Genomic DNA, 25,542 nt, shown 5'->3' on the forward strand with positions numbered 1-25,542 from the left:
CAGCTTATTTGTCGTAATTTTTTTCTTCTTTGATTTCCTGTTCTAATCTTTTGTTGATGTTGATTTTCGCTTTGGTAAAAACAAAAATTGTAGTTCTGTATTCGCGAGCAAATTTGTTGGTGATTTCGCCGCCAATAGATCCTTTTTCAAAAAACGGACTAGTTTCGGCAATTTCAGTGTTGTTTTCATCAAATTCTTTAACTCTGATGAGGTTTGTATAATATACATCCAAATTAAACCAATTGACATAATCGGCGTTGAAAGAAACGGCTTTAATTCCCTTTTGGGTATAATAATTAATCGCTCCAGCTTGGCCGTAATTATCGCAAAGCACCAAAGTGTTTTCAGATTTTGGAAATAAGGCATAAACCGAATCGGTTTTGTGGGCAAGTTCTTTCCAGCCCAGCATATCGGCAAAATCTTGAGGTAGTTGGTGGTCTTTTCCATCTTCCCATCGCAACATTCCTAGTTTTTTATATTTTTCGGGATTTGCAGTGATTTCCTCAGGACTTTTATTCGGAAATGCAACATTGTAAATCGGGAAAAAAAGCAAAATCGGAATTAAAAGAAAAACCGGCTGTAAAAAGCGTTTCCATCCATCTTTCGAAATTTCGCCTAAAAACACAGCACCAAACGCAATATAAATTGGATACAAACCAATGGCATAATAGGCTTTGGCTTTGAAATAAATAAAGACCAAAAGCGTAAAAATTATCGAAGCAAAAAAGAATCGGAATTTTGCAAAAGGCTTGTAAAAGAGCAAAGCATAAAAGGAGGAAAGTATAACTAAAATGCCTCCAAGGAAAAATAATAGTTGTTCTTTTAAAAATCCAATACGGTCAACGTTTACAAGTTGTGTTTCGGCCAATTCCTTCATGTGATGCACAATCGGGAAATGGTTGTTGAATTGCCATAAAAGATTCGGAAAAACCAAAATCAAGCCTGAAATCATTGCAAAATAGAATTTTTTTCGGCAAGTATTTTTCTTTGTTTTGAAAGCAAAAGTGCCGGCAAAAAACCGATTAATAAAAAAAGAATGTTGTATTTATTCAGAAATCCGAAAGCAAAAATTATAGCGCCAACAAAAAGCCATTTTGGTTTTTCGGTTATGATGTATTGAATGACGGTAAAATAAAAAGCAGTCCAGCATAAAATATCTAATGAATTTGGCTGAAAAAGCATATTTAGTCGCAACAACGATGACAGCAAAATGCAAGTTGCTCCTAAAATCAGGGCATATAGATTCCCTTTTAAGATTTCGACTGTTTTCCACACAATTATTAGCGTCAAGGCGCCAAAAAGAGCAGGGAAGAACTTGACCCAAAAAACAGAATTTCCTAGCAAAAATATGATGTATGAGAACCAAGAAGTCACCGGAGGAACTGATAAGTAACCCCAAGCCAAATGATGCGCCTGATCCAGATGTAAATATTCATCGCGTTGCAAATCATATTCTGGACTTAACAAAACGTACTGCAAAACAAATTTTAAAATGATAAACGCAATTAAAATAAGTGTTTTTTTAGTCATGAAGTTTTTGGTTTAGGTTATATGTGGTTTTCTATCAGTTAAATAAAAGCATCACGAATATAGGATTTATTTTGATTTGAAAATGAAGGAAATGTTGCTGTTTAGAAATAAAAAAGCTCCAGATTTCTCAGGAGCTTTAAATGAATTTATTCTTCTATTGCGGTTTCAAATTCCATGTGGTCAATGATTTCCTCATCTAGTTTTGCTGGTTTTGAAGCTTTCAAAGCATTGAATCTTTCAAGCATTTCAGTTTCTTCTTCTTCACCGCTGAAATAAGGAAAAACATCCATAATTGGCGATTCAGAAATAGCCGGAATCGAATATTCGCCCATGCTGTTTTTCATTACATGAAGCGTGTTGTCATAGGCTTCTCTCACGTCATTTGCCTGAACAAGCATGTACATGTTTGATTTTCTTTCTTTGCCGCTTTCTTCGTCATAAGCAATTAAAGAGACTTTTGATTTGAACCAACGATCAGCGTTTTCAAACGGGTGAATTTCGGCAAAATTTGCCACTTTTATATTGGTGATTTTGAATTCTTCACTAATATAAGCGGCCATTTCTTCATTGATTCTTTTTTCGGCTTCTGTATAAGAAATTGCATCCACCAAATACGGTTCGGTTAAAACTTTTTGTCCGCCCGTTTCGTCAGTTTTTCTATATTTTACTTTGCATTCGTACCAAGTTGCGCTCATATTCTTTGTAATTTTTAAGGATGCCAAAGATAGATTTTACCATGAAAATAGAAGCCAAATTCAGAAATAGATATTCACAATTTGAAATAAGCTTCAATTTTTTGATATTTTGTTTAATGTTTGATGGAGTTTTGTTTTTTGGTGCTTTTTTGCAAACTGACTTTGTTAATTGTGCAGTTGGTCGTTTATAAATGGATATGGTGTGTTTTATTTGTTAAAAATAACAATATTTTGTAAGTTTATTAACTTTTAGAACAACGTTTTTTTAAAGTATTTTATTACTTTAGCTTAAACAAAACTTAAATTTTGAAATCAGGTATTTGTTGAAGATAAACTCGAACATTTTAAGTATGAATAATATTCAAGATTTAAATATAAAGGAAGAAGTATTGCCGATTTTCGATTCTTCATTGAATAGCTTTACTCGAAAAAAGATTCTTCATCTGTTAGAAACGCCATTGCCAACGCAAGCTCATGCTAATGAGAGGCAAAATATTCTTAAAGGTTTTATTCATAATAAAGAGGTTTTAAAAAGCTATTCATATACTGTTTTGTATTTGAATGAAGTGCATTATTTCCTGAACAATTTTAAAGAAGAAGAGTTGAATTGGAAGCGATTTTTGTTTTTTGGCCCAACTGCCGATGAGATTCTGACTCACAATAAAATCCATCAGATGATTTTGTTTTTTCATAGATTGGAATCGGTGTGTTTTTCTAGGCTTAACCTTATTCATTTTCCAAAATCATACAGAAAAGATTTAAATAGAATTCTGTCATTTCTTTCCTTTTTTGAGCTTAAAAAATTCGAACATATCATTAGGGAGAAACAGCTGAAAACCAAGCATGTCAAAAATATGCTGGCTAAAATTTCGGTTTTAAAAGAAGAAGGGAGAATTGAATGTTTTTGGGAAGATTTGTTTTTGTTTGAATCGTATTTGTCTATAAGCAAAACTATAATTGACCGTGAATTTGTCTTTCCTTTATTGACGGAAAAAGGCTTAGTAATAAATGATTTTTACCATCCGTTAGTGGAGAATCCTGTTAAAAACAGTTTTAGGGCGATCAATAATGTAATTCTGTTGAATGGCCCAAACATGTCAGGCAAATCGACATTTCTTAAATCGGTGAGTTTGTGTGTTTATTTGGGGAATTTAGGATTTGGGATTCCGGCTTCTCGTCGCGGAAATCCCATTTTGCACTGATTTTTCAGTCGGAATAAACAAACGCGACGATATTTTGAATGGCTACAGCCACTTTATGACGGAAGTTATTAATGTCAAAGATGTTGTCTTGAAAGTCGCCGACGGAAAAAGATGCTTTGTTGTTTTTGATGAACTTTTTAGTGGAACTAATGTTGAAGATGCACTCGAAATTTGTACCAGAACCATTAATGGCGTTAGTCTTTATTCAAATTCATATTTTCTGATTTCAACACATATTCAAGAATTGAAAGATATGACAAACGAGACTGTTTCGACCTATTATCTGGATTGTGAATTGATTGATAATATCCCGACTTTTACTTATAAATTGAAAAAAGGTTGGTCGGATATTAAAGTCGGCCGAATTTTGTTCGAAAAAGAAGGGTTAAACAAGCTTTTGAATGTTGGTTGATTTTGTTGCCAAGAAAAGTTTTTCGGGCTTTTTTTGAGTTTTTAAATCTTAATTTCTGTAGCTTCTCCATAACCAGCGAAAATAGCTTTCTTAAAATCAAGTTCGCTGTCGTTTATTAAGGTTTGATCTTTCACTATTGCTACGTTCACTACAGTTTTGTTTGCTCCAGGTTTTAAAGGTTGTTCTTGAAATCTTCCACCAACAATAAGATAGTCGGTTTTTAAAAGCGGTTTTTTGTCCAGTTCTCTATATTCTAAAGTCAGGTGTAATTTTAATAAATAGTATTCGCTTCCATCTGGCCCATTCAGTTGTTTGATTATTTTCCCAGAAACTTCGCTTGCGTTTTTAGCATAATCTTCTAAGCCATTTTCACCGTAAATTGTATTGAGTTTGATGTAGAAAAACTCATCTTCATTTGAAGCTGGCGCCATGTTGATTTCTTCTTTAGTTTCTGTCGCTTTTTCTTCGTTTATTTGATTTTCGGCTTTGTTTTGGCATCCTAATAAAGATAAAAATAAGGATAGTGCTAATAGCATTTTTTTCATGTTGGTTTATTTGGGGTTGTAGTCTCAAATGTAATAAAAGTAGAATGATCTTTAGGGTTCTGTTTTCAGAAAATTGTTGGATAAATTTCTTTTCCAGAAAGTGAAAAATACGTTTATGTTTTCATGAGGGCATAAGGCAAAAAAAACCACTTGCTAGAAGTGGTTTTCTTATTTGTCCTAATTTCTTAAAAATTAGTATTTACTTTTTTAGAACGATCTGCAATATATGAAATCAGCCAGATTACTTGTCCTTCTTTTACAAAATAGACTTTCTTTGATTGTAAATTCGGAATGCTTTCAAGGCAAGTTTGTAATATGTTGTTTGCCGAAATAAGATATTGCTGGTCGTAAGTACTCAAAACTCTTGCAATTTCTTTATTTGTTTTTGCAAGGTTGGTGAATTTTACGAAATTGTTTTTTAGGATAGCGTCATAGTTGATTACGTCTTCTAAAGTTAAAGAGATGTAATGATCTTTTGTCTCATCATTATAATATAATGTTGCAAAAGCCCATACAGCGCCGCCAGACAAGTAAATTTTGTCTTTTTTAGCCAATGGAGGATTTGCGTCCAACAATGCTTTTACTTTTTTGCGCAAAATTGGGTTGAAGTCAAATGCTTTTTCTTGATACGTTGTCATATCATTTGCTTGGTTCGGGTTTACAACCGTCTTTTTTACAGCATCAGTAAGTGTCATTGTCCCGAAATCAAGTTCTAACGGAACGAACTCTAATTTGTCGTCTTGTTCGTCAATGTAACCGCCTTTTGTAGTTTGAGCACCAATATCAAGTAAAAACGCATTGGCAAAGTCAACTGGAGGCATAGCGCCTTTTACAAGTGTTTTTGCTTCTTCGTTTACGTTTAATACATCAAGATTTTTGTTTGTAAGCGTAGTGATTTTGCTTCTTAAAACCTCAACATTTCGAGCTTGTGCAAAAACTGGAGCCGCTACGATGAAGATGTTTTCTTCAAGAAGTTTGAATTCTGTTTTGATTTTTTTCAATTGATCAACAACCGTGACGCTGATTTTGTTGATGTCTTCTTGTGGAAGTTCGCCTTTTTCAGCAATATGTGCGGCAAAATCAAGTCTGTCAGTTGCGAAGTAAAGGATTTTGTAATCTGCTTTTCTGATGTTGTTTACATCTACAACAGAAGCTTTTATTGCTCTTCGGCCAATTTCAATTCCGCCATAAAGGCTTTTTTGAGAAAATGAAGTGATGGAAAAAAATAAGCTTAAAAGGGTAAGAAATAAAATTTGGGGTTTGTTTTTTGTGAACATTGTGGATTTTAATTGTTGTTGTAATATAGTTTTGATAAAGACTTTTCGTGAATTATGTGAAAATCATAATTTTAGATTGGAAATAGTAGGTTTTGTAATCAGATTGCAAATTTATGAAAACATTTACTAAATATAAACTCAGTTGTAAAGAAAACGCATTATTAAATTATTAAGGTCTTGTTTTGAAGTTGATAGTGGTTTTTTCATGCTATTTAACGTGCTGAAAACGCATTTAGTATAATGTAGAAATAAAAAAAGCTTCAGATTTCTCTGAAGCTTTATTAAGTAGTCCGTGGGGGAATCGAACCCCCTTACCAGGATGAAAACCTGGCGTCCTAACCGATAGACGAACGGACCTGCTTTGTTATTGCGGGTGCAAAAGTGCAACTATTTTTGGAATACACAAAGAATTTGAAGAGATTTTTTTGAATTATTTTTAAATAAAATCATTTTTTGGAATTAGGATTCTTGAATTATCTAAGTTAATGTGGTTATATTTATTTGATTAATAATGGGTTGTTTTGTGCTTAAGAGTGGGGGTAGGGCGTTTTTAGCAAAATGAAAATTTTTTCAATAAAATGAAATTATTTTTATTTTGAAAGAATATTTTTACGTGTTTTTTTTTATTTGTGATTTCATTAAATAGCAAAAATCACAAAAGCTCCAGATTTCTCTAGAGCTTTTGTGATGAAGGTTAAAAATTTGCATCTTTTTGATTAGGCAAATTATTTAATTCCAAGATTTCCGTCAAATGTATTGAAGTCGTCTTTTCTTTTTGGTTTTACAATCAGTAAATTATACAATTGATGACAAATTGATTTTAATTCAGGCAAGTTGGCATTGTCAATTGCTCGTGCTCCAAGTTCGATCAATTTGCTGTGCTTCGAACTATCTTTGAAAGCGCTTGGATCTTCAAATCGCATACTGTAGAAATAATTGATGTAGCTTTCATCCTGGTTGACATAGATATTCTCCAAAAGATTGTCCAATTCTTTTTTCTTTTTCGAATCAAATATTTATTGTTTGATTGAAGAAATTCCTTTTCATTTTTTATGATCTTTTCATATTCTTCTTTTTGGCGCGGTGTACCTTTTTCAAGATAAAAAGAAAAAGTGTCTTTTATGCTGTTGTACTCTTCAAGTTCCAATAATACATGCTTGTGGCGAACAAGATCGTCAAATTCCTGAATGTAGATTTTTTTCAATTCATCAATTTGATACTTTTTGTCTGTTACAGCATCATCTTTATTTTCTAATGCCTCGTTATAAAGGATCGTCAATGATTCTTGAGATCTTTTTAATTTGGCTAAATATTCATAATTTTCTTCTTGCTCTTCGCGTCTTATTTCTTCTAGAATTGTGTCTAAAGCATTTTTTATTTCGGACAATAATTTCTCAACCGAAATTTTTCTTTGATGCGGATTGAATACTTCATTTATTTCTAAATCAAGAGCTCCAATGTAAACATCAATACTAAGATCTCGTGATTCTGAAACTTTAAAATTCAATTCGATATCCATTCCTTTCAAAAGATCTTGATCAAAATCAGTTCCGCATATTTCAATATAACCAATCGAAAGATTGCTTCCCACCATGCTTCCAGCGTTGCCTTCAACGACATTTATGATCAGTTTTTGGTCCGAATTTCGTAGAATGTTTTTAGAACAGGTTTTGTAAATGGTTTTCTTTAAGGGCAGAATGTCATTTTTCTTAAAGATAACTTCCATATGACTTTTTCCAGTTTCCTCGTCTAATTCCAAACAAATGTCGTTCGGGATTGGTTGTCCTTGAATGCTGTATAAGCCGTTCGTAATTTGAATATTCGGATTGCTGAATATTTGTTTTTGCTGATTGTCAAATAAAAATAGCGTGAATTGATTGGTCGCTTTTTCAAGTAACGGAACAAATTCGGCAATTTTTTTATTTGCTTTCAAAAGGCCAGTATCAAAACCTCCATCTGCGCGGGTAATTCTGTAATAGCCATCAAACGATTCTCCTAAAAGAGCGACAATTAGTTCCTCAGAATCTTTAGAATGTGGCTCATAAACGATTTCAACTTCAATATTGTTTTCTTCGGCTTTAGGTTCTTGTGCAATTTCTTCTTCGATTAATTCAGAAGGTTTTGAACCCGCATAATATGCGGCGCCAATCATTACGGCGGTTGTAGGATCTAAATTCGTTTCGATATTAATTTGAGTTCGTTCCTGCAATTGCTGGCGTATGTAAGGAATATAAGTGGTGCCACCAACAAGTATAATTCGCTCTATGTCTGAGAATTTCAGGTGATTTTCTGAAATTAATTTTTCAACCAAATGAAATGATTCTTCAAATTTTGGTCGCACGATCGATTCAAACTCTTTTCGGCTGATGTCAATATCCAGCGAAATTGAAAGCTCGTCAAAATCAATTTCAATACTTGAAGTTTCTTTTATCGAAAGTTCTTTTTTTGCTTCTTCTGCTTTGTAGAGAAGCTCAAAAAAAGTTTGTTGTAGACCGAATTTTCTTTGGAAATTATTTTTGACCAAAGATTATTTTCTTGAGTTGCTTTTTCGATTTTCGGGCATATAATTTTCTCCACAAATAAGGTGTCTAAATCGACGCCTCCCAAGAAATTATTGCCTTTGTGATCAAATACTTTGAGATCTCGTTCGTTGATGTTTACCAACGCAATGTCAAATGTTCCGCCTCCAAAATCGTAAACCAGCCATTTTTGATCTGACGTGATTTCAAGATTTAAGGAATTCGAATAGGCTAAACAAGCCGCAATTGGTTCTTGAAGCAAAACGATTTCTTCAAAGCCAGCTTGATAACCTGCTTTTTTGGTCGCATTAGATTGAATGGTATCAAATGAAGCCGGAATTGTAATCACTGCAGATTTTAAACTTTCGCCTTGAGCGAAATTGATAAGTTCTTTTAAAACCATTGAAGACAGTTCAATCGGACTGATGTTTTTATCCAAATCTTTGATGAAATAGAGTTCGTCAGAACCCATTTTTCGTTTAAAAGAAGAAAAAACATTTTCGGCATTTACGGCACTGTGTTCTCTTGCTTTTTCACCAATTTGAATGCGTCCTTTTCGAAATGAAACTACTGATGGAATTGTGTCTTTGAACCCAACAGGATTTTTGTAAATATTGATTTTTCCATTGTCATATTTTGCAATTCCTGAATTCGTCGTTCCTAAATCAATCCCGATATTGATATTCTTCATAATGCTATATTATTCTACTATAACTACTGCTTTTTGAACCAGTTGCAGTGTGTCGTTTTCTGTTTTGTAAATGGTAGGTCTTATGACTTTGGTTATTTTCTTGGAATTTGAATTAAGAATATTGGCGTCAATAGAGCTGTCTCTTTCGTCATAATTTGTCCCAATCGGATTTATGATTTTATATCCTTGTTCTTCCAATTCGCTGTAAATTCTTTTCAGATTGCGCTCAAAACCACTGAAGTTTTGTTCTAGCGCTTTTTTTCAATTTCAAACAGTTGGTTTATAATTACATTCATTTCTTAAAATCGGATTTTTATGAATTAGCAATTTACAATTTATTTAATACGATATTAATTATCAATAATATTTTTTTATCATTGCTGTAATTAATTTTTTACAAAATGAATATCATTCAATTGTTTTCTTTATTGGATTTAGAAAGAGATAAAATTTTGGAATTTGCTTCTGAAGATTACATTCGAATAGAGAAAAAATAAACTTCGAAAAAAAGATAAATCCAGAAATAGATTCAAAAACGAGCGAAAATTTAATTTTGGCTTTGAAAGAATACAAAGAAGAATTATTGTTTGTGATGTCAAATCGTATTCTCTTCAATTTTTTTCATATAGTGATTTCTCCAGAAATTTTTTTCAAATTATAATTTGACGGTTTCCGATGAAAAAATTAAACATTTTATTACGCTCTTTTTAGCCGATGATCTTGTATCTTTTTTCAGTTTAAAACTCTCTAAAGGATGGTATCACTATTTAGAGGAACTTAATTTTCTTTTAGATTTAAAAAGATATCTTCCTGAAGAGGTTGTCTATAAAATGAATTTACTTGTTTTTTCTAAACTTGATTTTGCTATTCATCTTTTAAACGTTTCTACTAAGAATGAGTTTTCCAATATCGTTTATATTAAATACAGAACTTTTTATGATTTACTATCTCATTTTGCAACGATTGAATTAGATAGAAAAATAATTGTTTTATTGGGTTTGATTGTTCAAAATTATAAAAAAAAGACAAATGTCATTTTTTTTAGTTCTGTTATAAAATCAATGGCATTTTATGTGGCTTTTAATGAAAATATAGGTAAAATCCTGATCGAAAATAGAGCAATTTTAATGAAATCAAGGGAAGAAGCTGATGGACAAGAAATGCATCCTGGGATGAGTTTGCTGATTGTATTTATTTTTGTTCTAATACTTTTTTTAACAGGTAAATGTCACTAAAAAAATAATTTATCTTTTGCAAAAGCGCTAAAAAGATTATGTTTGTCCTCAGAAATTAAAGGCACAGATGAATATAATAGAATTATTTGAAGAATTAAAAATAGATAAAAGCAATCTTCTATTATTTTCACCAGAAGACATTATCCGAATAGAAAAACAGGTAAATGTAGAGAAAAGAATAAATCCTGATATAGATGTTAATGTGGCCAATAACTTGATTTTGGCTTTAAAAGATTATCGCGAGGAACTCTATTTTGTAGTATCAAACCGAATTTTGTATAATCTTTTTTCGAAGAAAAATTATTCCCGAAATAGTTTTCCTGCACCTCAAAGAGAATATGATGCCGAGAAAATTCAGTCCTTTGTTTATCAGTTTCTTAATGATGATTTGGTGCTGTTTTTTGATCAAAATTTATCCCAAAATAAATTTGATTACATCAGCGATATTTTTGATTTCAAAGATTGTTTTCCCGAAGATGCACTTTTTCAATTGAATAAAAAACTAAGTGGGAAAGTCGACTCTATTCTCGTTAATTTGAATCAAAGTGTTTCGCCAAATATGCTTGCAATTCCGTATGTAGAATACAGAAGTTTTTATGTTTTGCTGTCCTATTTCAGTTCAATCGAAATAGATAATAAAATCAGAAGCCTTGTGAATATAGTTTCAGCACGTTACAATGCCAATAAACAATCTGATTTTTATTCCACTTGCATATCTTCCATGGAAGGATATGTTGCTTACGATCCTGATTTAACACGTATTTTGGTAGGCAATAGAGAAGCTGTTCTTGCCAATACCAGTGACCGAGGTTCATCAAGCAGTTCAGATGGAATATCCGGAAAAACCATTTTTTTATCATACTTGCGGCTTTAAAAATACTGTCTTTATTTGCTCAATGTTCTCGTTAATTTTTGAGAATTCAATTTAATGCAAAAAAATAAAGCCTCAGATTGCTCTGAAGCTTTATTGATGATTTTGTAAATTTATATCTAGAATTAAATTTTTAGGCTGTTGAATAATTCAATTAGTTTGGGATCAGATGGTCTTGGTGCTCGTGCAGAAACGATATTGCCATTAGGATCAAGAAGGATAAAAGTAGGAATTTGCTCGACCCCATAGGCTTTCATAAATTCTGATTTAAATTCGTTATCAGCCAATAACTGAATACCTCCTAATTGTTTTTCTGTAACAAATTTGCTCCATTTGTCGTGATCTTTCATCGCATCTACTGAAATAGTCACAAACTCAATATTTTTTCCTTTATATTGTTCTTCGACTTTCTGAAGAAACGGAATTTCTTTAACACAAGGACCGCACCACGTTGCCCAAAGATCAATATAAATATATTTTCCCTTCAGATCTTCTAGAGCGGTTTTTCCTCCTTTGTGATTTTCATAATTAAATCTCGGAGACGGTTTTCCTGGTTGTACAGCATTTGTTGCATTGTATAAGGCCGTAAGCTTTTCTTTTAATATTGGATCGTTTGTAATCGATAAAAATTCCTGATATATTTTTTCATAATTAGGATTTTCTATGGTGATATTGAACGTTGAATTTTCAATCAATCGATTTTTTATGCTTTGACTTTTCAATGCTTTTAGTTTTGGAATTGCATTATTTTCAAAATCTCCCACGTTTTCGTAAAATCTGTTTAGCACTATTTGTTGATAGTCTTCTGAAAATAAAAAGTCTGAATCATTGTCCATATCAATTCTGTCGTCAATCTTTGGATATGTTTCTGAAATTTTAAAATTATTGTCGTGTCCATAAAATCCATGGCTTTTTTCGTAAAAAAGCAAATTCTTCTGCTCCAGATAATAAATGCTTCTAGCTTCTTTTTCTTTGAAAGTGGCATCAGTAAATTTTGTTTTTTGGTACAAATTATTGACTGAAGCTTTCATTTCCTGTAGTTTTTTCAGGAATTCATTTTCTTTAAGTGCATAAAGTACATCGTATGGGTTTGCCGAAGTTATAAGTTGTTTTTGAGCTAGATATTGATTTTCTACACTTCCTTTGCCGGTAAACTTTAAAGTTGATTCCAAGTTTGCATCATCAGCATTAATTATTAATTTAGAATCTTTGGTTAGGTATATTTGAAAACTATTTTTACTGGTTTCAATTTTATAAATACGATCAGATTCTAATGCTAAATTCTCTAAAAAACTGCCATCTGGTTTTAGCTTGATTTCTTTGTCAAATAATTCTCCTTTAATCCTAATTGTTTTGTTTTCTGTATTTGTGATTTTGCCTGAAACGGTTGTTGTTTCTCCGAGAGTTGTGAAGGAATATAAAACAACAATTAGCAATAAAAGCAAGGTTTTTTTCATTTTTTGTGGTTTAGATGGTTAGTTTTTGAAATCAAATACTGATTAAAAATAGCAAATAATTTTTTATAGTAGCATATTTGATACGTCATTACCTTTATTAAGCAATTTCCTAGGATATTCAAAAAAATAAAGTGGTAACCTGGATATATTATTGTCTAATTTATATATTAGCATTGAAAAGGCATTTCTTAAAAGAAATTTACAATCATTTAATTCTTAATAACGGCCCCAGTTAGTTAATGAAAAAAGAACTCAGTTATCAGCAAATAAAGGAAATCAAAGAAGCATATTTAAAAGATAATTTGTCTGTTGAGAATCAAATTATAAAATTGATTGTTGCAGGCTATGATGAAAGTACTGCAGAAGAATTGGTTAACAAAGTGATTAGAGAGTACAAAAGAGAGCTTGTGGAAGCGGCTCAGGAAGAAAGTTCAGAAAACGAAAATCAAAAAATTACTGGAAGCATCATATTTGGCTTGGCCATTTTAGGACCCGTTTTAGGCATAAAATTATATGAATGGTATGTCTTGGCCTCTATTGTTGCGGGGATTGTTGGTTATTTTGATTTGAAAAAGCGACCAATTGCAGGAGTAGTCAGGTCAATAGTTTTAGTCGTTTTATTTCCCTTAGTTTTTGAATTATGTATAAGCACGAGAAGTTCGTATTATGCTGTTGAGTTATTAATCCCATTTTTTATTTGTTGTCTCATTGCATTTTTATTCCAGTTCATAATTTCTAAAATATTTTACCCTGAAGAAATTTAATATAAATCTACAAAGTGATGCTGTATAAATACAATTACAATGAGAGTTCAAAGCGTTTTGAGCCAAAAGAAAAAAGATGTGGTTATTGTTTTCAAAACGAAGGGCGAAATATTAATAATTACTATTTTATCAAACTTTATAAAGTAAAAGAAAGAACCAATCATATTGTCCACAGAAGTTTAAAGTATCAAGAAATAGAGATAGGAGTTTCAAGATGCAATGACTGCTTTGAATTCCATCAAGAACTTTCTCGAAAATCGCCAATATTGAAATATGCAGTTTATCTCCTTATTCTAATTTTTGTGCTCGCCTGTTTTTGGCCTAAAGGTATTTGTAATTGGTATTGCATTGAGTTTGGTCTTGTTTTTTTCCTGCATAAACATGCAACAAAAAATAAAATACCACAGGAGAGATTAACATTAGATCAGGGAATCGCCTCAAATGAAACGATCCAGGATCTTGTTGTTGATGGGTGGGTATTTGATAAGCCTACGGCATAATCAAAAAATTCCTGATCACTCCGATATATAGACAATGATAGCGCAGACTTTGTAATCTGTGGCCGCAAAAGGGTCAGGAAGATATAATGAAAAACAAAGCTCCAGATTTCCTCTGAAGCTTTGTTTTTAGTTTGGTAAATATATGTATGATATTCAACTCAAAATTTACTTGAATTAATATCTTTAAACTACAAAAGTTCCTGGTTCTTAAGGAGTTTTTTTAAGTCCTATTTTTTTTCTATTTTAAAATATGTTTCCAAAAGATTTAAGGTTGTTTCGTAAATAGTTGTTTTTCTTGCTTTTGCAACTAACCACGATAAAAAACTCATGATCAGGATGTCTTTTGGACCATTTTGTGCTGTAATTATAAAATCTTCTATTGTTTTTTGGAATTTTTCAGTCTTTATAATTTCAGGTTTCATTGCGTATTGTTCTACAAGCAAAAGATATTGAACAACGCGTTCTTCATTGACGGTTAAAAGATATTTTTTATAGCGCCTTTTAAAGCTTTTTATTCGGGATAAAGCCAGTTCGGTGTTTTCTTGCTGTGCATGCAGAAGAATTTCAACAAGACACTTTTTTATTGTCCAGTCCATTCCCATTTTTTTCGTACCAATTTTCGGTATGATTCAGTTTTGCCATTTCTTTTGCGGCATTGCGTCCCGCATCTTGCTGTATATAAAAGACGATAAGCATAAGATGAATATCATTGCTGTCGTTAGGATCTGCTTTTTTGCTTGAAGAAAGTGCTTTTTCAGCAATTTCTATTGCTTTTTGCGAATGTCCAAGATAATTTTCATTGAAAGCCAATAGCAAAAAATAGCGAAGACAAAAACGCTGATAATATTTGCCAGATTGCTTTTGAAGTTCCGTAAACATCAATTGGAGGTAATTTAGAGACTCTGCAAACTGTCCGTTACGGAAATAAAAGTTGGCTATAAAATACAAAATGTAAATATGATAGTATAAATGACGATCTAAGAGATCTGTTTTTTTGCTGATGAATTGATAGCTTTTAAGTACAAAAGGCTGTATCAGTGAGAAGTTGTTGTTTATAGAAGCATATTCATTGGCAATAAATAATATCTGATACAAAGATTTAAAAGTCAATCCTTGCTTTAATGATATTCCGTGCGTTTGGATGGTATTTTTTATAAGTCCCTGAAAATCGACTATTCGTCCTTCGTGATGAATAGATGCAAGTTCGCGGCGTAAAACAGCGTAGCCTAAATTAAGCTGTTCCTCATATTCCGCTTTCTTTTTATTGGCTTTAAATTTCGTTATTATTTCTTCGATTGGCTCCGATAATTTAAAATGAGCAAATTGTATCTGAGTCAGATAAATTTCGTTGAGGAGGCTAAAATGCTCAATGTTTAGTGCAATTTCTTCGGCTTTTGCCAAACATTTAAAAGCGGTTTTGATAAGTTTATGTTCAAAAAATAAGCGACTTACCACAATAAGGCGAAGGACTGCATTTTCTTGCGAAGTATCATTTTCAAAACTTTGATTAGCCATGAAGTTAATCATGTTGTCATAAAGTCTTTTTCGAAGAGCATGATAAGCATCGATGCTTTTTTTATCTTTTAATTCACTTTTTTTGATGTTTATATCGTCAGTTTTTAAAGAATTGAATAATTCGATATTTCCTGCGTCTTTGCGTTTGTTTTTTCTGGATAAATATTGTATGAATGCCTTTTTTCTAATTCATTCATTGTATTTGATATTTCTTCCAGTGCATTCATAAGTACAGTTTTATTAAGGTAAAAATAATAAAATGAATTTTTATATCATCAGTTTTTTATATAAATTGATTTTTGCAACTTCTAATTCATTCAGACATTTGCTTCATAATTATAAAAAACATAAAAATTATGGAACCGCTAAAAACAAATGAAACAAACAACAGTTTGGAATTAAAAAACACAAGATTAAATAATGGAGGAATTGCTCTAAAACCAAGTGTCGCTTTTGTGGGGGCATCATGGATGACGTTAATCATAGGTATGACGTCGTATTGTATTGGACTTTATAATTCGGCAATGGCTTACAACGAAAAAGGGTATTATTTTACTATTCTCCTTTTCGGGCTTTTCTCTGTAATATCAGTACAAAAAAGTGTGCGAGACAGGTTGGAAGGTATTCCTGTAACCGATTTGTATTATAGTATAAGCTGGTTTAGCACGATTGCTTCAATAGTATTGCTGATAATAGGATTATGGAATGCCGATTTACTGCTCAGTGAAAAAGGGTTTTTCGGAATGTCTTTCGTGTTGGGATTGTTTTCTGCTCTTGCAGTGCAAAAAAACACCAGAGACCTTAAGCAATTTGAATCTACTAACATATAGTTTTTAGCGGGCCTCATTACTGTCACATACTTGTGCAGTTTTGAGGTTTTCTAAATTTTTATCGATAGAAGAAAGATTAATTGCATTTTATTCTTTTTGGAATGCGAGTGAAGTAAGGTCGAGAATTTTAAAACAAAAAAAGCTCCAGAGAAATCTGGAGCTTTCTATTAGTTAAAAGTATGAAAATCCAAATTATTTCATTTGTATAAGTTTAAGGGTATAGTTCATTTGTGTATCCTTTTGTTGGAAAAAATCATCCAAAGATGGCCACACTTCATGATCTGGCATAATACCGTGACCTTCTGGCTGATTTTCCTTTTTGGGAGCATCCTGAACCAGATTTACGATTGAAAATTGTGTTTTTATCTTTGAATTGGGAAGTTCATAGACCAATGGTGAGTGTCCGTTGTGACGATAATAACCGCCAACAGTCTCTACACCAACTATGGTAACATTTGGAACATATGCTTTTACTAGGGAAGCAAAATGTGAAGCGGCTGATGCGACATTTTCATTAATCAAAAGATAAAGATTGCCTTTGAACTTTGGTGATTTGGGATAGTAAACCGGATTATATTTTGGGTTTTGTAAACTTATATTGTTTTTAAAAACCGGATACACATCTTTTAGATATTCTTTTCCCGTTTTTTTAGAAATACTATCCATTCGTTCTGATGTTGAAACGCCCCAGAAATAGTTCTCAAAAGGCAACAAGTTAGGATCGAAGATTATGGTAGCTTTTACATTTTCCTTGAATGGTTGATCTGTGAGGTACATTACAGGCTGTTCAAAGTTAGGGTCACTTCCGCCAGGATTATTTCTAACATCAATGATCAGGTTAGAAACCTTGTTTTTGTCTAGTCCTATAAAAACACTATCCAAAAAATGAACATACGTTTTAAACTTAGGATCGTCTGATCCGTATGCCATTCCAAACCATCTTAGATTTAATAAACCTGTTGTTGGATTAAGCATGTTAAAACTATAAGGAGGTCGCTTTTTGTAATCTATCAAATCAGTAACAGGAGCGCTAAATCTATTTTTAATGTTCGCTTCTCTTTGCTTTAGTGTTACTGCAGGAAGTATCTTTTTTTCAAGAGACTCCGATTTTGGTGAATTGTATTCTATAATGAATTCATTTGAAAGGCCATATTCTAACAGATAGTTTATTCCAAACGATTTATTTACGCTGGCCGATAATTTTTCTGTAGTGTTAAAGCCATCAGCTGTATAATATTTATAAAAAGATTGCATCAATTTTGCGTCACTTATCCCGTTTATGCTTCTTATTCTTGAACCTACTGGTATATCTGATGATTGACCGTCGAAGATAATTTGGCCGCCAATGTAAAGAAGAGGATAAGGGAAAAAGATTTTTGCCTGTTCAGAAATTTTATTAAGTCGAGATCAGGAATAGTATAATTGTGTACACTTCCCTCAAAATCTGCCAGATGGAGCATTATTTTGTAAAACTCCGTAACGCTTATAGGCTTTTTTATACTTTTAATAGTTGTATTGTAAATACTGTCTACTTGTTTTTTAGAACGGTATTGGTACAATCCGGAATTTGCTTTTTCGTTTATAGCAAAGAGTATTTTAAGATCCTGCTGTATTTGTTTTACCGAAAGCATTTTATTGTACAGCATTAAACTATCCTTTGCGTTTTTATCAGCTCTTTGTGCCTGAATTTTACAGGACAAGAAAAACAATAATATAAAAATTGGTATCAGATTTTTATTATTCATGTAATACATTAGTTTTAGGTTAGGGGTTATAGGTTAAATTTTTAGAGTTTAATATACGTCACTGATAATCATTTTTACTGCATTTTTTTACTGCGTTTTTGTGGTAAAAATAAGATAAAATTGCATTGTAATAAAAGAAAAGCAGTGCAAAGTAATTAGTTGAATTGATAGAGTTTAGTATAGTGTTTTGATTAGTAAGTGTTTATTTCTTGTTTGTAAAAAAGAGCCCGATCGCTCTGATATGCGGACAACGATAGTGAAGATTTGTAATCTGTGTCCGAAAATAGAATCAGAAAGATAAAACAAAAAAAGCTCCAGATTTCTCTGAATCTTTTTTTGTTTTAGTAGCCCTAACGATACAATTTTCAAGCAATTTTTTGGTTGATTTACAAAAAAATCAGCTTATGGCAGACTAGAAGGTTATTATTTTAGTCTGCACGAAATTATTCAGGTTTGTAAAATGATTTAGAGGTGATTTTATTAGATTTGATTTAAGAAAAAATCTTTTAGAAGGCTAATAATTGAAAGGTTTTGATTTGTATCGTGTCCAATCTTTGCGGGCACAGATTGCAAATCTGCGCTAACGATTGAAAGTAGATCTGCGCGATTGGGCACATTTATTATGGATATTATAAACAATTTTACAAACGATGAGAAAATTTTTAATCTTTATACCTATAATAATTTTAGGTTGCGTAAATAAATTACAGGAAGATCGCTTGTATTTGAAAGAAATAAAAACAAAAAATAAAGTTATAGAATGGTTTTATTATTCAAATGTTAGTTCAACTAGTGCCGACTATGTATTACTTTATGATACACTAAGTGGTAAAAGCGACACAATTGTTAAGTCAACAAATTTAAAAGATATACAACTTTCAAATGATACAATTATTTTATTTTTTTATGGTAAGCCCGATATATACGATGATTATTTAATAATTAAAAAAACAATCGAGTATTTTAAAATTAAAATTGATACGAATTCAGTATCTAAAGGGCCAATGCCAAGCAGGGAATCTTATTTGAAAAAATAATTTTTTTTATTGTATTGCAATTAATAGAATTCTCGCTCCGATATATAGACAACGATAGCGCAGATTTGCAATCTGTGCCCGCAAAGAGAATCAGTAAAAAGATAAAAACAGTAAAAGCTCCAGATTTCTCTGAAGCTTTTACTTTGTAGCGGGAACAGGACTCGAACCTGTGACCTTCGGGTTATGAGCCCGACGAGTCGCCTACTGCTCTATCCCGCGATGTTTCGGGTGCAAAGATACGCCGATTTTTGAGAATTCCAACGAAAATTTAAAAAAATCTTTTATTTTCCGTATTCAGTTGATATGACTACCTTTGCAAATTAAATATTATGCAAATGTCACATAAAGCAGGTTTTGTAAACATTATCGGAAATCCAAATGTTGGAAAATCAACATTGATGAACGCTTTCGTTGGAGAGCGATTGTCGATCATTACATCAAAAGCACAAACTACACGTCATAGAATTCTTGGAATTGTAAACGGAGAAGACTTTCAATTGGTTCTATCTGATACTCCAGGAATCATTAAACCGGCATACGAAATGCAGGAATCGATGATGAACTTTGTAAAATCGGCTTTTGAAGATGCTGACATTTTAATCTACATGGTCGAAATAGGCGAGCAGGATCTTAAAGATGAAGATTTCTTTAAGAAAATCATTCATGCTAAAATTCCGGTTTTATTGCTTTTAAATAAAATTGACAATTCAAACCAAGAACAATTAGAACAACAAGTTTCTTTCTGGAAAGAAAAAGTGCCAAATGCAGAAATTTTCCCAATTTCGGCTTTGCAGAATTTCAACGTGCCAGAAGTTTTCGGAAGAATTATCGAATTATTGCCAGAATCTCAGGCTTATTATCCAAAAGACCAATTAACAGACAAACCAGAACGTTTCTTCGTTAACGAGACAATTCGTGAGAAAATCTTATTGAATTATAGTAAAGAGATTCCGTATGCGGTGGAAATCGTAACAGAAGAATTTCATGAAGATGAAAATATTATCAGAATCCGTTCAGTGATTATGGTGGAACGTGATACGCAAAAAGGAATCATTATCGGGCATAAAGGAGCCGCACTTAAAAAAGTGGGAACTGATGCTAGAGCTGATTTAGAGAAATTCTTCGGAAAACAAATTCACATTGAACTGTACGTAAAAGTGAACAAAAACTGGAGAAGCAACGCTAATATGCTAAAACGTTTCGGATATAATCAATAGTTTTTGTTTAATCGATTAATCGTTGATTTGTTTAATCGTGAAAACGAAAGTTCTTTTGAAAATAGGTGTCCTAGCCCAGATGGGAACGGCATCCTTTTGTGGCGGGGTTCGCCACAAAAGATATAGTGGACAGCTGGAATTAGCTCCTGAAAATTATACAAAAAAACAATAAAAACTTAGGTACTTAGAAACTTAGCATCTTAGCAACTTTTTTTAACTACCTTTGCAAAAAATTTAAATAAAGCATTTTGGATTACAAGTAATTAGGTTTTTAGTGAAATGAAAATCTAAAATCTGAGATCTAAAATCTAAAATTCAAAAAAATGAGTAATAACATTGTTGCGATAGTAGGAAGACCTAATGTAGGGAAATCAACCCTTTTCAATAGGCTGATACAAAGAAGAGAAGCTATTGTAGATTCAGTATCTGGGGTTACCCGTGATAGAAACTATGGTAAAAGCGAGTGGAACGGAAAAGAGTTTTCTGTCATTGATACAGGTGGATACGTTCGAGGGTCTGATGACGTTTTTGAAGGTGAAATTCGTAAACAGGTAGAACTTGCTATCGATGAAGCCGATGTTATTATTTTTGTGGTTGATGTTGAAGAAGGAATTACGCCAATGGATGAAACCGTTGCAAAATTACTTCGTAAAGTAACAAAACCAGTTTTATTGGCTGTAAATAAGGTTGATAATGCAATGCGTGAGAAAGATGCAGTGGAGTTTTATAATCTTGGTTTAGGAGATTATTATACTTTTGCAAGTATCTCTGGAAGCGGAACAGGGGATTTATTGGACGCTTTGATCGAATCTTTTCCAGTAAAACCTGAGCCTGTGCAGGAAGAAGTGGTTTTGCCTCGTTTTGCTGTAGTAGGACGCCCAAATGCAGGGAAATCTAGTTTTATCAATGCCCTAATTGGTCAAGATAGATTTATGGTAACTGATATTGCTGGAACAACTCGTGATGCTATTGATACAAAGTTTGACCGTTTTGGTTTTGAGTTCAACTTGGTTGACACTGCAGGAATTCGTCGTAAAGCAAAAGTAAAAGAAGATTTAGAGTTTTACTCTGTAATGCGTTCTGTTAGAGCAATTGAGCATGCAGATATTTGTATCTTGGTTATTGATGCAACTCGCGGATTTGAAGGTCAGGATCAAAGTATTTTCTGGTTGGCAGAGAAAAACCGTAAAGGTGTTGTAATCTTGGTAAACAAATGGGATTTGGTTGAAAAAGATACCATGTCGACTCGTGATTACGAAGAGAAAATCAAAAAAGAATTAATGCCTTTTACAGATGTGCCAATTTTATTTGTTTCGGCATTGACAAAACAACGTTTGTTAAAAGCGCTTGAAGCTACAGTTCAGGTTTTTGAAAACAGAAAACAAAGAATCGCGACTTCAAAATTCAATGAATACATGTTGAAGGTAATTGAGGCTTATCCGCCACCAGCAACAAAAGGTAAATATGTAAAAATTAAATATTGTATGCAGTTGCCAACTCAAACGCCTCAGTTTGTGTTTTTTGCAAATATGCCACAATATGTTAAAGAACCATATAAAAGATATCTTGAAAATAAAATCAGAGAAAAATGGGACTTTGCAGGAGTTCCAATCGATATTTATATCAGAGAAAAATAAAATTAAAATCCCCAGTAAAATGGGGTTTTTTTTATGCTTTTAAACAAAATGCCTGTTAAATGTTAAATAAAGAATTAAACCTTTAACTTGTTCTTGGGTCTTATTTATTCTAACTGACCAATTATGACCAAGTATTTTTCTTATTTATTATTTTTTCTTTTTTGCATCGCCGCCAATGCGCAAAATGATATTATTCTCAAAGGAACCGTTGTTGATCTTAATACTCAGGTTCCCCTTGAAATGGCGACTGTTTATTTTACAACCGTAAAGGATTCTGCTGTAATTGAATATGCTACTACCGATAAAAATGGGGTTTTCAGAATCAATACCAAAAAAATTACCAAGCCCGTTTTTTAAAAGTCAACTATATGGGCTACCAAACCTTGGTTGAAGAACAAAAAGAACTTATAGAAAGCAAAGATTTTGGAAAATTGTATTTGACCGAAAATATAAATGCGCTAGAAAATGTAGTCATTAAAACCGAAGCGCCGCCAGTTGCTATTAAGAAAGATACATTAGAATTTAATGCATCGGCTTTTAAAGTGAGGCCAGATGCTAATGTGGAAACTTTATTAAAGCAATTGCCAGGAGTTGATGTTGACAATGACGGAAAAGTCACAGTAAATGGGCGAGAAGTCACTCAGTTTTTAGTCAACGGAAAAGCTTTTTTTGATAAAGACGGACAGATGTTGTTGAAAAACATGCCGGCTGAAATCATAAAAAAGTTCAAGTTTCAGATTTCAAAACCAAAAAAGAAGAGCTGGCAAAACAGGAATCAAGTTCTGATAATTCATCGATCAACTTTACTGTTGATGAAAAGAAAAATAAAGGTTTCTTCGGGAAAGTGCTAGGCGGTTATGGTTCTGACGATCGTTATGAAAGCAGTTTGATTATGAATTTCTTTAATAATAATCAGAAAATTAGTGTTTTGGCTTCTTCTAATAATATCAATTCGACCGGTTTTTCAATGGATGATGTTTTTGATAATATGGGAGGGGAAGAAATAATAGTGCAAACCAAGGAAGTAGTACAAGCGGAAAAGGTATTATTCAATCTAATTTAGCAGGTGTTAATTATTCTGATGAATGGTTTAAGGATTTTCAAGCTTCTGGAAGTTATAATTTTTCTAATAATATAACTAACAATGACAGTAAAGCAAATCAACTGAGCTTTTTGCCGACAGGAAATATTTTGACGGAATCAGATGCTAAAACGAGAACTGAAAATACCGGGAATAAAGCCAATTTTGAGTTCGAATACAAACTGGATCCGAGTACGCGAATTGTTTTTACACCAAAATTCAATCAAACACGAGTTGATAGTGATTCGGATTCTTCAAGTTCTTCACAAGATGAAAATGGACAGGCTTTAAACGAAAGTACAGCAGTTTCTCGCCGAGAAAATACAACAACTAATTTTGCTAATACTTTAAATTTCAACAAAGCATTTGAGAAAAAGAATCGAAACTTGAGTTTTGTTTTTGATAATAATAATACAGATGCTATTACGGATGCTTTGAACGTTTCGGAAACTATTTTTTACCAAGACAACAAGCCAAATGATACCCGAAATCAGACAACAAGAAATGATAATGTTAATGATGCCTATTCGTTAGATATTGAATATACGGAACCGATTACAGATTCGTTGAGAATCAGATTTGGTTCTGATTTTGATTGGCAAAACGAAATAAAAGATCAAAAAACATTTGATTATGATGCTGATACACAATCGTATTCTCAAATAAATCAGTCTTTAACGACTTATACTACTTCGAAACAAAATTCGGTAAGTCCGAAAGTCGGAATTACATTGCAAAAGAATAAATACACTATAAATCTGGATACCAAAACCTCGATTATTGATTATGATAATCATGCTTTTTATTTAGGAAATGCGACCGATTTAAATCAGAAATATGCTTTGCCATACGCAACAGCTCAATTTCGATATAAATTCAGCCGTTCAAAGAATATGACTTTTAAATATGATTATTCGAATACGCTTCCGGCTTCGAGTTTTTTATTGCCAGTTGCAAATTTGAGCAATCCGTTGAACACAATTATAGGAAATCCGAATTTGACACCAATTGAAAAAAGCAGTGCAAATTTTAGTTTCAGAAATTTTGATTTCCGCACGCGCTCTGGTTACAGCGTTTATGCAAGAGGAGATTATTATAGTAATGATATTTCGTCAACTTCATTTTATGATGACAGCGGAAAAAGAACAACAACATATGTGAATATATCAGATACCTACACCTTAACTGTTGGCGGAAACTGGAATCAATCGATCAAGAAAGATGCGAATACGTTTAGATACGGCTTGCAGTTGAACGGAACTTATAGTTTTGATAAAGGTTTTACAAATGGAGTTATGTATAATGCAAAAGGAACAGCTGTAACGCCAAAAGTATATTTGTCATACGAATACGGAGATTTGCTTGTCATTGCACCATCGTATAGTTTGTCATATAATGAAACAAAATATGAAAACTACACACGCGACGCGACTTCAAACGTAGTACACCGAATTAATTTGCAGACTACGAGCTATTGGCCATCTAAATTTATTTTCGGAAATGATTTTGGATACACTTACAATTCTAATATCTCAAGTGATTTCAAAAAGGACTTTTATTTATGGAATACGAGTTTGTCTTACGGATTTTTGGATAAAAAATTATATGCGAAAATCAAGGTATATGACGTTTTGAATCAAAATCAAAGCGCAACAAGAACAATCTCGGCAACCTCAATCCGAGATGAGGAAAATACAGTTTTAAAACGTTATGTCATGTTTTCATTAGCCTATAAAATCGGAAATTTTGCAGGAAATGAAAAAGGCAAGAGAAGAGGCCGAGAAAGAGAGGAGTAGGTTTTGTCTTTCTGGAGAGACGTGCTTTTTGTGCGTCTCTTTAAGGCTTTTTTGAGCAACAAAGGTGTCAAAGTAACAAAGTAACAAAGTGACAAAGGTAAAAAGGGTATAAATCAAATTTTAATTTATACCCTTTTTTATAAAAAAGACCTTTGCAACTTTGTTACTTTGTCACTCTGAACCTTTTTTCAAAACTTCCTATTAACTCGATGATAAACAGTAAAACGAATAATATCTCGATCATAGAAATCTACACCGCTGGCGCGTCTTTGGAAGTTTTTCAAGTAGCCTAATTCTAATCCGAGATTTGGATTAAAATGATAGCGGAGTGCCACGTAAAATCTATTTTGGTCGAAAGTGTTCAGTTTATTGTCTTTTCCGAAATTAAACATTACTTCGTCAGAAATTGTACCTTTTAAGCTTTTGCCTTCTTTTTTCCAAAGATCAAAAGTCGATTGTAATCTGTAACGGAATCTCAGGGCAAATGAAAATTCATCAAGTAATTCTGTTCTGGAGGCTTTTTCGATAAAACGTTCTTCAAGCTGAAAACGATTATGAAAAGTGACTTTTGCAATATCGTTAATCAGAGTAATGTCTTGTTGAATTCGATATTCTGGGATTGAGAAATCAGGATCAACATTTGGGTTTTGTGTATTTACGCTAAAAAAGCAAATCCGCCACCTAAATCTACAAGTTTGCTTGCGCGATACCGTCCTTGAGTTCTAATGACAAAAAGGTTTTCATGAACTGGATTTAAAAAAGCCCGATTGTCAAATTCAGAATGAAGCGCCCATTTTTCAGATAAAGGCAAAATATTGTAATAACGAGTCCAGGTTAGAGTTTGCTGGTCGATTTTCTTTTCATTTTGTGCCGATAAATTGGTGCTAATTAAGCCAAGTAAAAACAGTAATTTGAGAAACTTCATCTAATCTCCATAAATTCAGGTCGCGAATATATAGAAATCAGAATTGATTTGGTGCAAATTA

The 25,542-nt window shown here is 32.5% G+C and carries 28 protein-coding genes, 2 tRNA genes and 1 pseudogene; 14 read left to right on the forward strand and 17 right to left on the reverse strand.

Going from position 1 to position 25,542, the window contains the following annotated elements; all coding sequences use genetic code 11:
- Positions 1-4: 4 nt before the first annotated feature.
- Both ACQ9BO_RS07835 and ACQ9BO_RS07840 read right to left on the reverse strand, forming a co-directional pair.
- A pseudogene (locus ACQ9BO_RS07835) lies at positions 5-1,530 on the reverse strand (glycosyltransferase family 39 protein).
- A gap of 146 nt (positions 1,531-1,676) precedes the next feature.
- Positions 1,677-2,225 (reverse strand): DUF4494 domain-containing protein, encoded by a 549-nt coding sequence (locus ACQ9BO_RS07840; RefSeq protein WP_431244262.1) that lies wholly within the window; start codon positions 2,223-2,225, stop codon positions 1,677-1,679.
- Positions 2,226-2,575: 350 nt separating this feature from the next.
- On the opposite strand from ACQ9BO_RS07840, the gene ACQ9BO_RS07845 reads away from it, so the two are divergent.
- Both ACQ9BO_RS07845 and ACQ9BO_RS07850 read left to right on the forward strand, forming a co-directional pair.
- Positions 2,576-3,427 carry a MutS-related protein gene (locus ACQ9BO_RS07845; RefSeq protein ID WP_431244263.1) on the forward strand — a complete coding sequence of 284 codons (852 nt, stop codon included), beginning with the start codon at positions 2,576-2,578 and terminating at the stop codon, positions 3,425-3,427.
- A gap of 34 nt (positions 3,428-3,461) precedes the next feature.
- The gene (locus ACQ9BO_RS07850; RefSeq protein WP_431244264.1) at positions 3,462-3,839 is read left to right on the forward strand and encodes a MutS-related protein; all 378 of its coding nucleotides are present in this window, start codon (positions 3,462-3,464) and stop codon (positions 3,837-3,839) included.
- Between the two features lie 41 nt (positions 3,840-3,880).
- Here the strand turns inward: ACQ9BO_RS07850 and ACQ9BO_RS07855 are convergent, their stop codons facing one another.
- From ACQ9BO_RS07855 to ACQ9BO_RS07885, 7 genes are all read right to left on the reverse strand, one after another.
- Positions 3,881-4,384: a hypothetical protein gene (locus ACQ9BO_RS07855; RefSeq protein WP_431244265.1), complete on the reverse strand. Its 504-nt coding sequence runs from the start codon at positions 4,382-4,384 to the stop codon at positions 3,881-3,883.
- Between the two features lie 185 nt (positions 4,385-4,569).
- Positions 4,570-5,661, reverse strand: a complete 1,092-nt coding sequence (locus ACQ9BO_RS07860; protein WP_431244266.1) for an exopolyphosphatase — start codon at positions 5,659-5,661, stop codon at positions 4,570-4,572.
- A gap of 286 nt (positions 5,662-5,947) precedes the next feature.
- Positions 5,948-6,018, reverse strand: a tRNA-Glu gene (locus tag ACQ9BO_RS07865).
- Positions 6,019-6,386: 368 nt separating this feature from the next.
- Complete coding sequence (locus ACQ9BO_RS07870; RefSeq protein ID WP_431244267.1) at positions 6,387-6,533, reverse strand: hypothetical protein; 147 nt, start codon at positions 6,531-6,533, stop codon at positions 6,387-6,389.
- Positions 6,530-8,185: an Hsp70 family protein gene (locus ACQ9BO_RS07875; RefSeq protein WP_431244268.1), complete on the reverse strand. Its 1,656-nt coding sequence runs from the start codon at positions 8,183-8,185 to the stop codon at positions 6,530-6,532. The genes ACQ9BO_RS07870 and ACQ9BO_RS07875 overlap by 4 nt, the downstream gene beginning before the upstream one ends.
- Positions 8,089-8,871, reverse strand: coding sequence for an Hsp70 family protein (locus ACQ9BO_RS07880; RefSeq protein ID WP_431244269.1), 783 nt, complete (start codon positions 8,869-8,871; stop codon positions 8,089-8,091). The genes ACQ9BO_RS07875 and ACQ9BO_RS07880 overlap by 97 nt, the downstream gene beginning before the upstream one ends.
- 9 nt (positions 8,872-8,880) lie before the next feature.
- On the reverse strand, positions 8,881-9,069 hold the full coding sequence (locus ACQ9BO_RS07885; RefSeq protein WP_431244270.1) for a hypothetical protein: 189 nt from the start codon (positions 9,067-9,069) through the stop codon (positions 8,881-8,883).
- 464 nt (positions 9,070-9,533) lie between these two features.
- Here ACQ9BO_RS07885 and ACQ9BO_RS07890 point away from each other — a divergent pair, with 464 nt between their 5' ends.
- Complete coding sequence (locus ACQ9BO_RS07890) at positions 9,534-10,106, forward strand: hypothetical protein (RefSeq protein WP_431244271.1); 573 nt, start codon at positions 9,534-9,536, stop codon at positions 10,104-10,106.
- 67 nt (positions 10,107-10,173) lie between these two features.
- A complete protein-coding gene (locus tag ACQ9BO_RS07895; protein WP_431244272.1) occupies positions 10,174-10,980 on the forward strand; it encodes a hypothetical protein in 807 nt (268 codons plus the stop codon).
- Between the two features lie 122 nt (positions 10,981-11,102).
- Here ACQ9BO_RS07895 and ACQ9BO_RS07900 read toward each other — a convergent pair whose 3' ends face one another.
- A complete protein-coding gene (locus ACQ9BO_RS07900) occupies positions 11,103-12,434 on the reverse strand; it encodes a TlpA family protein disulfide reductase (RefSeq protein ID WP_431244273.1) in 1,332 nt (443 codons plus the stop codon).
- 239 nt (positions 12,435-12,673) lie between these two features.
- Between ACQ9BO_RS07900 and ACQ9BO_RS07905 the strand changes: the two genes are divergently transcribed.
- Both ACQ9BO_RS07905 and ACQ9BO_RS07910 read left to right on the forward strand, forming a co-directional pair.
- Positions 12,674-13,198 (forward strand): hypothetical protein, encoded by a 525-nt coding sequence (locus tag ACQ9BO_RS07905; RefSeq protein WP_431244274.1) that lies wholly within the window; start codon positions 12,674-12,676, stop codon positions 13,196-13,198.
- Between the two features lie 14 nt (positions 13,199-13,212).
- The gene (locus ACQ9BO_RS07910) at positions 13,213-13,698 is read left to right on the forward strand and encodes a hypothetical protein (protein WP_431244275.1); all 486 of its coding nucleotides are present in this window, start codon (positions 13,213-13,215) and stop codon (positions 13,696-13,698) included.
- A gap of 227 nt (positions 13,699-13,925) precedes the next feature.
- Here ACQ9BO_RS07910 and ACQ9BO_RS07915 read toward each other — a convergent pair whose 3' ends face one another.
- Positions 13,926-14,294: a hypothetical protein gene (locus tag ACQ9BO_RS07915; protein WP_431244276.1), complete on the reverse strand. Its 369-nt coding sequence runs from the start codon at positions 14,292-14,294 to the stop codon at positions 13,926-13,928.
- Entirely contained in the window at positions 14,263-15,213 is a 951-nt protein-coding gene (locus ACQ9BO_RS07920; protein WP_431244277.1) for a hypothetical protein, read from the reverse strand. The genes ACQ9BO_RS07915 and ACQ9BO_RS07920 overlap by 32 nt, the downstream gene beginning before the upstream one ends.
- 356 nt (positions 15,214-15,569) lie before the next feature.
- Between ACQ9BO_RS07920 and yiaA the strand changes: the two genes are divergently transcribed.
- Complete coding sequence (gene yiaA, locus ACQ9BO_RS07925) at positions 15,570-16,043, forward strand: inner membrane protein YiaA (RefSeq protein WP_431244278.1); 474 nt, start codon at positions 15,570-15,572, stop codon at positions 16,041-16,043.
- 192 nt (positions 16,044-16,235) lie between these two features.
- Here yiaA and ACQ9BO_RS07930 read toward each other — a convergent pair whose 3' ends face one another.
- Both ACQ9BO_RS07930 and ACQ9BO_RS07935 read right to left on the reverse strand, forming a co-directional pair.
- Positions 16,236-17,297: a S41 family peptidase gene (locus tag ACQ9BO_RS07930; protein ID WP_431245087.1), complete on the reverse strand. Its 1,062-nt coding sequence runs from the start codon at positions 17,295-17,297 to the stop codon at positions 16,236-16,238.
- A gap of 44 nt (positions 17,298-17,341) precedes the next feature.
- The gene (locus tag ACQ9BO_RS07935; RefSeq protein ID WP_431244279.1) at positions 17,342-17,788 is read right to left on the reverse strand and encodes a hypothetical protein; all 447 of its coding nucleotides are present in this window, start codon (positions 17,786-17,788) and stop codon (positions 17,342-17,344) included.
- Between the two features lie 650 nt (positions 17,789-18,438).
- Here ACQ9BO_RS07935 and ACQ9BO_RS07940 point away from each other — a divergent pair.
- A complete protein-coding gene (locus ACQ9BO_RS07940; RefSeq protein WP_431244280.1) occupies positions 18,439-18,825 on the forward strand; it encodes a hypothetical protein in 387 nt (128 codons plus the stop codon).
- Positions 18,826-18,971: 146 nt separating this feature from the next.
- Here the strand turns inward: ACQ9BO_RS07940 and ACQ9BO_RS07945 are convergent.
- Positions 18,972-19,044 (reverse strand) — tRNA-Met (locus ACQ9BO_RS07945).
- 116 nt (positions 19,045-19,160) lie between these two features.
- On the opposite strand from ACQ9BO_RS07945, the gene era reads away from it, so the two are divergent.
- The 6 genes from era (at position 19,161) to ACQ9BO_RS07975 (ending at position 24,556) form a co-directional block, all read left to right on the forward strand.
- Positions 19,161-20,042 (forward strand): GTPase Era, encoded by an 882-nt coding sequence (gene era, locus ACQ9BO_RS07950; protein ID WP_431244281.1) that lies wholly within the window; start codon positions 19,161-19,163, stop codon positions 20,040-20,042.
- 323 nt (positions 20,043-20,365) lie between these two features.
- Entirely contained in the window at positions 20,366-21,679 is a 1,314-nt protein-coding gene (gene der, locus ACQ9BO_RS07955; protein WP_132989495.1) for a ribosome biogenesis GTPase Der, read from the forward strand.
- A gap of 123 nt (positions 21,680-21,802) precedes the next feature.
- Positions 21,803-22,036: a hypothetical protein gene (locus tag ACQ9BO_RS07960; RefSeq protein WP_431244282.1), complete on the forward strand. Its 234-nt coding sequence runs from the start codon at positions 21,803-21,805 to the stop codon at positions 22,034-22,036.
- A gap of 11 nt (positions 22,037-22,047) precedes the next feature.
- Positions 22,048-22,530 carry a hypothetical protein gene (locus ACQ9BO_RS07965; protein WP_431244283.1) on the forward strand — a complete coding sequence of 161 codons (483 nt, stop codon included), beginning with the start codon at positions 22,048-22,050 and terminating at the stop codon, positions 22,528-22,530.
- Complete coding sequence (locus tag ACQ9BO_RS07970; RefSeq protein WP_431244284.1) at positions 22,524-22,742, forward strand: hypothetical protein; 219 nt, start codon at positions 22,524-22,526, stop codon at positions 22,740-22,742. Before ACQ9BO_RS07965 ends, ACQ9BO_RS07970 begins: the two co-directional genes overlap by 7 nt.
- 110 nt (positions 22,743-22,852) lie before the next feature.
- Complete coding sequence (locus ACQ9BO_RS07975; protein ID WP_431244285.1) at positions 22,853-24,556, forward strand: outer membrane beta-barrel protein; 1,704 nt, start codon at positions 22,853-22,855, stop codon at positions 24,554-24,556.
- A gap of 188 nt (positions 24,557-24,744) precedes the next feature.
- On the opposite strand, the gene ACQ9BO_RS07980 is transcribed toward ACQ9BO_RS07975, so the two are convergent.
- A complete protein-coding gene (locus tag ACQ9BO_RS07980) occupies positions 24,745-25,230 on the reverse strand; it encodes a DUF2490 domain-containing protein (protein ID WP_431245088.1) in 486 nt (161 codons plus the stop codon).
- On the reverse strand, positions 25,212-25,481 hold the full coding sequence (locus tag ACQ9BO_RS07985) for a hypothetical protein (RefSeq protein WP_431244286.1): 270 nt from the start codon (positions 25,479-25,481) through the stop codon (positions 25,212-25,214). Before ACQ9BO_RS07985 ends, ACQ9BO_RS07980 begins: the two co-directional genes overlap by 19 nt.
- Positions 25,482-25,542 lie beyond the last annotated feature (61 nt).

It is taken from the genome of Flavobacterium sp. P21 (assembly GCF_050632225.1).
Lineage (GTDB): Bacteria > Bacteroidota > Bacteroidia > Flavobacteriales > Flavobacteriaceae > Flavobacterium.